Consider the following 8,392-nt stretch of genomic DNA (forward strand, 5'->3'; position numbering starts at 1 on the left):
ACTATAACTAGCTGATTTTATGTTGATGAATGTCTTAAAATATGTCGCGTGTCGCATTTTGCGACACTTTTTTTAACGTTTGACACCATTTTTTTGAAATGATGTAGGGTAGTTTTGTCAAATGAAGCGATGCAATTGCTAATGCAACAACTCAATGCCACCTAAGTAACGTTATTATTAATCGTTTTTATAAGTATACGCTTTACTTATCACTTTTATATTGCCATTGAGAGAATATGCTCAATGAGCTAATCAATGAAGCCCAGACTCATACCAAGGTGCTAGACCTTCATCATGCCGGACCATTTTTTACCCTAGCAATCATTATCATTGTAGGTATGTCTTGCGGCTTTATCACCAAACGCTTGCGCCTTCCGAGTATGACCGGGCAAATCATTGGCGGTATTATCATCGGTCGAGCTGGGTTTGATTTATTCGGTGTCGAGCCTTTGCACTCGCTCGCCCCGATTACCGATTTTGCCATGGGCTTGATCGCTGTTACTATTGGCGGGCACTTAACCTGGCATCGTTTACGTAATGCTGGCCATCGCTTGGTTTTATTATTTCTTTGCGAAGCTATTGTAACTCCACTTATCGTTCTCACCGTATTCTTAATACTCGGTCTGCCCTGGACTCACGGTTTTTTGTTTGCAGCCGTAGCCATTGCTACCGCGCCAGCTACAATTGTTGCTTTAGTTAAAGAAACACGCGCACGTGGCACTTTTGTTAAGACCCTAATCGCCGCCGTCGCCTTAAATAACCTAGCTTGCATAATTATGTTTGAAATTGCGCGAGTCTTTGCCGCAACTAGAGCAGAAGGGTCTACCTTTGCTAACGGACTATCGCGCGCAGCATTAGGTTTGTTTGCTGCAATATTAATCGGTGCCAGTATTGGTGTGGCTATGCATCTAGTAGCTGCTCGAACCCTTGGCCGTGAGCGTTTAGCTACTGCAGCTACTATTTCATTATTATTAGCTGTGGGGCTTGCCAACTTTTTAGCAATTTCACCGCTATTAACTTGCCTCTCTTTAGGTTTTGTCCAAACTAACTTAACCCCTGAAAAAACACGGTTACTTGACTCTATGTTCGAAGACTTCGAACCCGGTATACTCGCTGTTTTTTTTACTTTGGCAGGTATGCATATAGTGTTGGATCAAGCGTCCATCGTGGTGACTCTGGCCTTACTCTACTTTCTAACTCGTCTTTTAGGTAAACTTTTATCGGCGCGTTTAGCAATGAAACTGGCTCGCTCAACTAAGGCCATTCGGCGCTATCTCGGACCTGCACTCATCCCGCAAGCCGGCGTAGCCGTTGGCTTAGTAGTGATACTTCAAGAAGATCCGACTTTCGCTTCAATATCGGGATTATTCGGGGCGGTAGTACTTATGGCGGTAACTATCAATGAGTTGGTGGGACCAGTAATGACTCGCTGGTCGCTGGCTAAAAGTGGTGATATCGGGCAAGACCGCTCACGCTTACTCGATTTTTTACAAGAAGAAAATATCATTACCAATCTAAACGCTGCAAATATGGCAGAAGCCATCGAGCGTTTGGTGGCACTTCTGGTACGCTCTCATCGCCTTATCAAAGTTGATGAGAAAGAACTGCGCAAGATGGTAATGATGCGAGAAGCTGAGGTCTCGACTTGCATTGGCGGTGGCTTAGCCATACCCCACGGCGAACTAGCCGGCTGCAAGCAAATGTACGGAGTTATGGGCTTAAGCAGTAAGGGTATGGCGATTGAAACTCCTGACGGCGAGCCAATACATTGCATTGTGCTGCTTGCTACACCACCAGATCAAAGACGCCGTCACCTTGAAGTATTAGCAGCTATTGCCCAAACAATTGGCTTTGACCCCGAGATAAAACAACGCCTATTCCATGCTAAAAGCCCGGCACATGCTCATGAGATATTGCATGATTCTGATGCGCTTAGCTTCAATTACTACCTCGATGAAGAAAACGATCAAGCAATGGCATCAAATCATGCTTCCTAAATAAAAAAAACGTATATTCATTTAAACGTAAATACTCTTTAATTACAGTTTGTTACATCATCAGGCACCCTTTTTTTTATACCATTATAATTGCCAGATATAAATCTTCTCAAACCATTGCCTCATGCTGCAATTACGCGTAAAAAAGGCGGGCTTATGAGCAAGCTTGAATCTACAAATTCTGACCATGATAAAAGTGACGTATTCGATAACGTAGAAGAAGACTTTGCTTCTATGTTTGAAGCTAGTAACAAACAAAAATCATTGCGCCTTCGTGTTGGTGATCATGTTACGGCACGTATTATTCATATGGGCAAAGAAGATATTTTTTGTGCAATAAGCCCTACTCAAGAAGCGGTTATTGCTAAAGATGACTTTTTAGATGAGGATGGCAAACTTACTGTTAAGGTAGGCGATAAAATAGATGCCTTTGTTATTTCGCTTAAAAGCGGCATACAACTTAGTAAAAAACTTGGTCGTAACACAATTAGTACCGAGCTGCTTACCCAGGCGGTGCATTCGCAACTACCGGTAGAAGGTACGGTCACTGCAATTAATAAAGGTGGCCTTGAAATAAGCGTCGGGTGTATTCGTGCCTTTTGTCCTATCGGTCAAGTTGACCTTAACTTTATTGAAGATCCGCAACAATATATTGGTAAAACCTTACAATTTGCCGTCAAAGAGGTGCGTGAGGGTGGCCGCAATGTGGTGCTATCAAGACGTGCTTTACTTGAAGCAGAGCGTTGCAAGCACGCAAAAACATTGCTTGCCAAATTAGATATTGGTCAGCGCCTTGAAGGAAAAGTAACACGATTAGCAACGTTTGGCGCTTTTGTTGATCTTGGCGGTATTGAAGGCCTTTTACCTATTTCAGAAATCGCCCACGCTCACATTGATGACCCAAGTTCAGTCTTGCATTTAGATGATGTCATAACTGTCGAAATTTTACGTATCGAACCAGATAGCAAACACCCTGATCGTCCACGTATAGCATTGTCACGCAAAGCCACCTTGCCACTACCTTTTATTGAACATCATAGTGAGTTAATCGAAGGTAATAGCTTACCTGGTAAGGTTAGCCGCATCGAAAAATATGGCGCTTTTATTGAAATTTTTCCAGGTCTTGAAGGTCTTATTCATATCAGTGAAATGAGTCATAAACGCGTACGTCACCCGAGTGACATTTTATCAGTTGGTCAAGAAATAAGCGTACGTATTCTCAGTGTAAATGAAGCAGATCAACGTATTGGTTTAAGCCTCAAAGAAGCAGTAGTACAAGATAATTTATCATTAGCTCCTGGCACCTTAATTGAAGGTACAGTCGAGCGCGTTGAACGTTACGGTATTTTTATGCGACTTGAAGGTGGCGCTAGCGCTTTATTACCAGCTGCTGAAACTGGTACACCACCTGGCGCTGATCTTGCGAAAGCTTTTGCTATTGGCAGCACTCATGCACTTGTGGTTTTAGAAAATGATGACCGTAATCGAATGCGAGTATCTAAAAAAGCACGTGTTGCAGCCGAAGAGCGTCAGTTAGTAGATAGCTATCAGTCACAAAGCAATACTTCAAAAAGCTTAGGTACATTAGGCGATTTGTTACGGGCAAAAAAACTCAAACGTTAACTTTATTACCAATTCAGCAAGTAAACAATTTGATGAGTGCTCGCTTTCTGCGACGCAATTTCAACTTTTCCATCGGCATCACACAAATCATAAAAAGCCTCGAAACAACCAGCCACGCCTTCAATAAAACCGTCATCAACAGCGATCGGAACATTTTCAAGTTTTAAACAGGCTTGATTAGAACTTACTGAATTTTCAAGTTTTACTTGCCCAACGTCTCTAAGTGCCAAAGACCAAATACGTGGTACGATTTTTGTTAAAGCTTGAGGAGTACGACCAAATAAGGTTATGGCGCCATCAAAAAGTGGTTTTAAGGTGGGGCCATCAACAAGGCGCAACATGGTTTGCCGCCACAATAAACGAAAAGCCGGGAAACCAATAACCTGTAACATACTGTCATTAAAATGCTTTTGTCGCCACAGGGGCAGCCAATCATTTTCAACAACTTGTATCGCATATGTTTTAAGATCTGCAGTATCAGAAGCTGTTTTATATACTAATTGCTTAAGCAAATTTGGTTCAGTAACTCTGACAGTATTGATAAAAGCTTTAGCAATTTTGACTCGTATTGCTGGCTCAACCATTACTTCTTTGACTCCACAACTAGTCAATTTACACCTACATTGGAGTAGATCCGCATACTACTCCAATGTGACAGTCATCAGCAAGCTATATGCAGAATTAAAAGGAATAGCTACTAACAAAAAGTGATCTAGCTTATAAAATTAGGCACTCACTTCGATTCTGGTGCTGGTGCAGTAGCTGGTTTAACTACGGTGGGCATTACTGGGGGAACATCAAATTTAACTAGCTGATCAACCTTGGCTTCTGATTTTAATAACCGCAAGACATCACGGCGTTTTTCATTGCGTTTGCGAGCAAGCAAAGAGCTTTTAATACTATCTTTTACTTCTTCAAGTGGTCGTATATGTTCAGGTTTTCTCTCAAGTACTTTAATAATTTCATATCCTAATCCGGTTTCGATCACATCTGATATTGCATCAACAGCAAGACCTTGGCTCACTGCCGCTTCAGAGGTCTTTTCTTTATTGACATCATTTTTATCTGGCGTTGATGCTGCTGTAGCTGCTGGATTTGCGGGCGTGCCAGCTTGTGCTGCTGGAGCTTTTGGTCCAAAAACTACATTGTCAAACTCGGGGGTCATACGCCCACGAGTAAGCCATCCTAAATCACCACCCTTATTTGCTTCGGGACCTTGCGAATTTTCTTTAGCAATCGCTGCAAAATCAGCACCTTTTTTCTTTAGCTGTGCCAAAACTTTCTTGGCTGTTTTTTCAACAGCTTTCTTCTCAGCCGGTTTAGCGGTTTTCGGAGAGCTAAAAAGAATTCGGCTTGCGTGAACCTGCTCACGTTCCATAAAACGTCGACTATTGTCTTCGTAGTACTTCTTTATATCAGTATCATTAACCTCAATAACACCAGACATTTTTTCAACTAAACGCTCTCGTAGCATATTTTGATGCAGTTCATTTTTCATGCTCTCAATGGTGTTACCCGAACGCTTTAGATAATCATCAAAAACTTCAGGGGTGCGAAAGCGTGCTTTACTTTCATTAAATTTGGCATCAACCTCTTGATCTGTGACCTCAATTTTTAGTTCTTTTGCTTTAATCTCGATCATTTTATCATTAATCATACGCCGCAAAATACTCTCGCGAATGCGTGTTTCAATACCTGGTGGTAATTGACGACCTTGGCTCTTGTAGCGCAGGAGATTGCGCTCAACTTCACTATCAAACTGCTGCTTGGTAATACCCTCGCCATTCACCTTAGCAACCAGATCTCTGTCACTAATACCACAAGCACTAAATAACACTAAAATCGCCAACAGTTTGATACTCATCAATTGCATTGTTTTTCTCCTAAAATTATTGCCCGCAACTTTTGCCATCACACTTCCGTTTAAATCTTTCTAAACAATAGGGACCAGAGCATACTCGCCAGGATATAGCGGGGTCAAGACGATTTAAAATCTTGTGCATTTAAAATCTTGTGCCAAAGTATTATTGCTAACCTTAAAAAAATTACCCCTTTTATAAACTAACAAGTGCTTGCGCATGCAAATACAGTACTGTTTAATGGCGATCAAATGACGACATTATTTGCTTGTGCAACTTTAGAATTTGAAACATTAATAAAAAAGGCCGCTCATCTCGGAGAAATTGACCCTTACGAATTACTGCCAAGTTACGCGGTGTTAGCTCCTGCTTCACACCCACAACTAAATAACCTTCGTCAATTAGACCTCGAAGCCCTGGTAGAAACACTAAAAAACTTGCCAGAAGAATTTTTTACAACACCACAAATATTAATAGTACCACGCGTGGCTGCTTTTACCCACACGCCACTTAATGCGGGAAATACCATTGTTGGTATGTTGTCAGATGGTACATTGATTTTTGAAGCACGCTTGGGTTTGTTTTCACTTATTAGCCTCATTAAAAAATGTTGCATTATAGCTTACGAGTTACAAAAAGTCCGTGAACTTCATCCGCTGACTAAAATCAACAATAATTTTGATGAGCAGGATGACAAAAACGATGACGATGACGATGACGATGACAACAACGATGATGATGATTTTGCCGATGATAGCAACAACGATGATGATGACAACATAGATTTATTTGATTTAACTGATGAACCATCTGCAGAAGAGCTAGCAGCCACTATTACTCAGTTAGCTTTTAATATTGGAGTCGACGAAGCGCTGCTTAAACAAGCCAATTTAGACAGCAACGGTTTTCTTTTGCCCCTTTTATTACATGAATGGGAAATGCCCACTATTTTGGTGCATGCTGATTTTGATAATACGGTTAGCAAAAACATCGTCACCAAAAAATCCGAACGTATCGTTGCCACTATCGCTGAAATGGGTTTATTGCATAGAGAGATACATTTATGGCTAGGGCCTGCCAATATTACTAATTGTGTTTCGCCATATACCCGTGAACTGCGTCACCCAATTACAAGTTGGGCACAAGCAAACGCTGCAAATATATTGAATGATGTTGATATACAACAAATCGATGAAGATTCTCTTTACGCGTTAGGTGCTGATTTTTTAAAGACTGATGAACGCTTAGCGGATGAACGAGCTAATGCTGATCGTACTGTTGGTATCATGCGCCATGAAATTGATGGTATTAACTTTGAAATAATTGATTGCGGTCGCCTTGACACCAGTGTAATTGATGAGCGTTTATTAGATTGGCAATCACCACCAGAAGCTCCTGTTTTATTACGCCTTGATCATGATCTTGGTGATAACTATAATTATGGGCTTGCTCACTTGCTATCTTTAATTGGCTCTAAACTTATTAGCATTACCATAGCATTAGAAGTGACTGCCCTATCTCACAACCCTGGTGCAATATTTTTTCCTGATGCGGTTATTAATTGGGCTGGTGAACAAATTATTCAGCCTCCCAAAAAACTATCAATGATTACGCTAGATATAAATGAGCAAGATATCCAAATAATCAATAGTGGCAGTATATTATCAGTGCCTAACGCTGAATTACTTTCACCCTCACACCTTAATGAATTAAAACAAAACTATGCTACACATGCTGTTGCTATAAATGCTGCTAATACTTTGCATACTATAGTTGCATGCTCTTTAAACAACACGCTATCGCCATCTATAGAATTGTGCTGTGCTTTTATTGCTACCAACTATCTTGCCCCAGGGCGACCTGATCTGACTACTATTCGCAGTTATAGTGCCTTAGCGCTTAGCAAACTTCAAAGCCTAAGCTATACTCCACCGGCAGTGCCTAAACCTGCGCCACCATCGCCTGCCCCTAAAAAACCTACACCTTCAAATCGTGCATTTAGGCTACGAGTTTAAACTAGTCATATCAGGGCGTGTCTTTAAAATCCCGGACTTTAACACGCCCTAACTTAGCCTCACCCAAAATCGTGCTTATGGTGGCGACCCTAAATAAATCTATGTCTGCGGTTAGCGCTTAGGAAAATTAAAAAGGGTCAACGGGTTTTAATGCGGGGAATTTCCAAAAATCCCTGTCATGGGTGTAGATCGTTTTAATTTCATTGGCTTCTAATATGGAGGCTATAACAGCATCGTATATCACAGGCCCGCGAAGGTGAAATTTATTGATGAGTTGATAAAGCAGCTTCTATGATTCTAATGAAGGGGTGAGTAATCTGACAGAGGGATGATTGATGATTTGGTTGACATCGGCAGCAGCTTTGTTGTGAGGTATCGGGTTTTTGAATATGGAGGGATTTGTCCCGATTCTGATATAGGCATAAAGAATATCCCAGGTCAGACAAATTGTTTTGTCAGATTCAAAAAGCGTGTTTAAAAAGGTAAGTGCTTTTTTATGAAAGGCGCTTTGTTCATCTTTAGCGTAAAGAAGGATTTATGTGTCTATTGACGTATTCATTGATATTTTTCCAAAGCTTTTTCTAAAGCTTCTTTGTCTGTGTAATCAATGCGTGCGTTCATGCACAAGGTATCCCATTGTCGAAAAGGGGAAGGTTGAGTTGGTATTTTTTCATTCATTTTTAACCCGCGGCTGATGAGTTCTTGTACTGTACGCGTTAGAGTCCAATGGTTTTGGTGTCTGATATCACGTATTTTGCGCAATAAAGGCAAAGGAATATCAATGGTTGTTTTCATATGCATATCATAATTAAATGATGCATTGATGCCAAAATAAATGATGCAAATGTAACTTCTCAAAAAGTCTGGGCGAAACAAAGAATGTCATTTCGACTGCAAG

Annotated in this window: 6 protein-coding genes; 3 read left to right on the forward strand and 3 right to left on the reverse strand. The window is 41.0% G+C overall.

Annotation, left to right across the window (positions count from 1 at the left end; translation table 11 throughout):
* The first annotated feature begins 236 nt into the window (after window positions 1-236).
* Window positions 237-1,997 carry a PTS sugar transporter subunit IIA gene (locus tag JW841_09945; GenBank protein ID MBN1961259.1) on the forward strand — a complete coding sequence of 587 codons (1,761 nt, stop codon included), beginning with the start codon at window positions 237-239 and terminating at the stop codon, window positions 1,995-1,997.
* A 156-nt stretch (window positions 1,998-2,153) separates the two neighbouring features.
* A complete protein-coding gene (locus tag JW841_09950) occupies window positions 2,154-3,620 on the forward strand; it encodes a S1 RNA-binding domain-containing protein (GenBank protein ID MBN1961260.1) in 1,467 nt (488 codons plus the stop codon).
* 5 nt (window positions 3,621-3,625) lie between these two features.
* On the opposite strand, the gene JW841_09955 is transcribed toward JW841_09950, so the two are convergent.
* Window positions 3,626-4,204, reverse strand: coding sequence for a hypothetical protein (locus tag JW841_09955; GenBank protein MBN1961261.1), 579 nt, complete (start codon window positions 4,202-4,204; stop codon window positions 3,626-3,628).
* A gap of 149 nt (window positions 4,205-4,353) precedes the next feature.
* Complete coding sequence (locus JW841_09960; GenBank protein ID MBN1961262.1) at window positions 4,354-5,484, reverse strand: peptidylprolyl isomerase; 1,131 nt, start codon at window positions 5,482-5,484, stop codon at window positions 4,354-4,356.
* A 246-nt stretch (window positions 5,485-5,730) separates the two neighbouring features.
* Between JW841_09960 and JW841_09965 the strand changes: the two genes are divergently transcribed.
* Complete coding sequence (locus tag JW841_09965; GenBank protein MBN1961263.1) at window positions 5,731-7,494, forward strand: hypothetical protein; 1,764 nt, start codon at window positions 5,731-5,733, stop codon at window positions 7,492-7,494.
* A gap of 555 nt (window positions 7,495-8,049) precedes the next feature.
* Here the strand turns inward: JW841_09965 and JW841_09970 are convergent.
* A complete protein-coding gene (locus JW841_09970) occupies window positions 8,050-8,289 on the reverse strand; it encodes a hypothetical protein (protein MBN1961264.1) in 240 nt (79 codons plus the stop codon).
* Window positions 8,290-8,392 lie beyond the last annotated feature (103 nt).

Source organism: Deltaproteobacteria bacterium, assembly GCA_016931625.1.
In the GTDB taxonomy this organism is placed as follows: domain Bacteria; phylum Myxococcota; class XYA12-FULL-58-9; order XYA12-FULL-58-9; family JAFGEK01; genus JAFGEK01.